At 26.5% G+C, this 2,815-nt stretch carries 3 protein-coding genes; all 3 read right to left on the reverse strand.

What is annotated here, in order from left to right; translation table 11 throughout:
- A partial coding sequence (cas5, locus tag ACTHW2_RS12600; protein WP_442264248.1) for a CRISPR-associated protein Cas5 occupies positions 1–428 on the reverse strand: 428 nt, incomplete at its 3' end.
- A 5-nt stretch (positions 429–433) separates the two neighbouring features.
- Positions 434–1,318 carry a type I-B CRISPR-associated protein Cas7/Csh2 gene (gene cas7b, locus ACTHW2_RS12605; protein ID WP_442199586.1) on the reverse strand — a complete coding sequence of 295 codons (885 nt, stop codon included), beginning with the start codon at positions 1,316–1,318 and terminating at the stop codon, positions 434–436.
- On the reverse strand, positions 1,311–2,815 hold a 1,505-nt coding region (locus tag ACTHW2_RS12610), incomplete at its 5' end, for a TIGR02556 family CRISPR-associated protein (protein WP_442264249.1). The genes cas7b and ACTHW2_RS12610, both read right to left, overlap by 8 nt.

Consider the following 2,815-nt stretch of genomic DNA (forward strand, 5'->3'; position numbering starts at 1 on the left):
CCTAAAGAAGGTGTATAATAATATTTCTTGCTTTTAAGTCTCCTTTCTAAATCAGTGAACATATTCTCATCATTTGAACTAAAATATAGTCTATAGCTTATGAGTCCTACTTCAGCTAATACCATTTCAAAAGGAATTTGTGTATGATTCTTAGGGAATTCAAAATCTTTTTTAGTTTTTATCTGCATATAATTTAATGTTTGTAATATTTTTCTAGTTTTATTGTTTTTTCTTAAAGCTATGTCTACGTTTTCTGTAGAGAAATCATTATAATAAGAGTCCCTTTCTTTTCCAAGTATTGCCGATATTATTCCTGATATGGTGGTCCTAGGCGCTACGCTATAGGTAAGTGAAGATGAGTTAGTATAAAATTTTCTAAAATGTGCTGCATACCCCTTTATATCAAAAATTAACACTTCTTTATTCATCTAAATCACCTAATTTCTACTAAATTAAACCCATTAAATATTTCCGTGAACTCTCCGTTTATTATTTTCATATTTGGATGTTTATAATAATAAATTTTATTTACTTTTTCTTTATTATCTCTTAAATATTTTTCTAACATTTCAATATTTATTTCCACCTCTGAGATATCACGAGCATTTTCTTTGTTTTCTTTGAAGTTAATCATGCTTCTCATATCACCCAGAATAGTTTCACTATTATTATATTCAACCCTCATATATAGTCTTGGATATTGTCCTACCTTACTTCTGGTTGCAAGTAAAGGTATGGATTTTATTACAGCATTATCTAATTTTTCTAAATCTTCTTCTTTAAGTAATGTTTCTTTAGCTCTATTTCCACTTATTACACCCGAAAATGCTATAAAAGAATATTTAACTCTATAGTCTCTACCCATAGCCCCTTGTTTATTCGTATCTCCTGTAGAGAAATGGCTTGTTATAGCACTTTCCATAAGTTCTACTTTGTTGAATGAATAGCCCCAATTAAACTGTACAGGGCCTGTAAATGCATTTGTATCACCTTCTATAGGTATAGTGGCACCAAATAATCTTACATCTATTAAATTATTCAATATATCTTCTTTTTCTAATTTAGTCTTATTCAATTTCTTTTTTAAATCATCTACAATTCCTTGAGGTCTTACAGTCTCACCATCTAATTTTGTTACAAAAATCCTTTCTCCTTTATTTTGAATATAATCTCTTATATATCTTTTGAGTCTTAAATCTGATACTAAATTTATATCTCTTTCGTAGTCCATTCTTGGTCTATTCTCTTCATCGGGATCACCATTAGGATTTGTCATCTTTGCATCGTATAAGAATAATATCTCACTATTATTAATCATCTTCATTCCCCTTTTTATAAATTAGTTTTGTAGTTCCATAAGCATATCCTGACATGATATAATATAAATTATCATGCTTACTCAATTGCCAATCATTTCTGTGTTTATCCATTAATTTTTTATGTGCAAAATATTGTTTCTCATTGTATTTTAAGATTTTATTTTGTCTTAGTTTATCTGGTATTTCATTTGAAAGTCTCTTGACTTTATTTAAATCCATGCTATTAAAATTGATTTTATTAAGAATAGGCTTTTTCCCTTCTCTTTCCATTCTTTGTCTATTTCCCACTTGTGAAACCAGATATCCCAGTAAAAACATCGATGCTTCTTGTTCTGAATAATTCATCTCCTTCATATAATTTTTTATTTCTTCATCTAAAATTATTGAATCTAAATCCATACCTTCACCCTCCTTTAAACAATTTATTTTTTCTAAATATTTAATCAACATATGAGATTGAATAATACTTTTGCTAAAAAATCTTGATGGTTTTATATTAAATTGATTTTCTTTATTATAATAATGAATTTTAATCATATTTAAGAAATTAGTAATTAATACTTCTTTTTTTATTTTAACCTCTTTAAATATAGCATCATATAATGCTAACAACTTTCTAAAATCTTGTACTTCACCAGTTTTAACTTTTACAGGAGTTAAATAATATACCGATTGTAAGCCAAGTGGTATTTTCAAATTATTACTTATCAAATCTTCAAATCTTCGTTGGATTCCCTTAGAAGCTATAATTAATTCTCCAAATCTAGAAGGATTTACATCTTTTATTAACCTCTGAACTTTAACTGACTGTTGATTTATTTTATAAAATAGTATATTCAATAAAAACTCATTATCCTCTGGAGTGGTTTCTATTAACTCATCTCTAAAATTTTCTATTCCTCCTACGTTCTTACTTTCATTAAATGTCTTTTGTATGTTTTTTGATATTTCATCCATCTTTTTCTTGCTCGGATCAGGCTCAAATAAAAAGTGAGGTATTATATATATAGGCATACCACCTAATCTAGAGCTTAAATTGTCTTTTATATATTGCTCACCACTCATTAAAAAACTCATACACTCTTCACATATTTGCATATTTTTATTATAATTACTTTTAGAAAATCCTGATGGAAAGTTTATATTAGTAGTAGTATAAAATTTAAGCTGTAATTTACTAGTATCTGAAGTAACTTGACTATTTTTACTACATACAGAGCAATAATCCTTTGGTAGATTTTCATCTAAACTGTACATTTCTTCTTTTATTGCATTTTTATATTCCTTGTTATTACTTATTTTTTCTTCATTAATTGTTAAAAAGTATAGAGCTATGTCTTTAGTTTTTAAGTTTAAATTTCCTTTAATGAAATTATCTAATTTTTTCGATACATCTTTTATTGTCTTTTTAACATCTTTATCATTGTGTTCATAAATTTGTTTTACATCTTCAAATTCTCCATCAACTTTATTTGTATCTATAATATATCTAAATT

It is taken from the genome of Tissierella sp., assembly GCF_052089545.1.
Taxonomy (GTDB): domain Bacteria; phylum Bacillota; class Clostridia; order Tissierellales; family Tissierellaceae; genus Tissierella_A.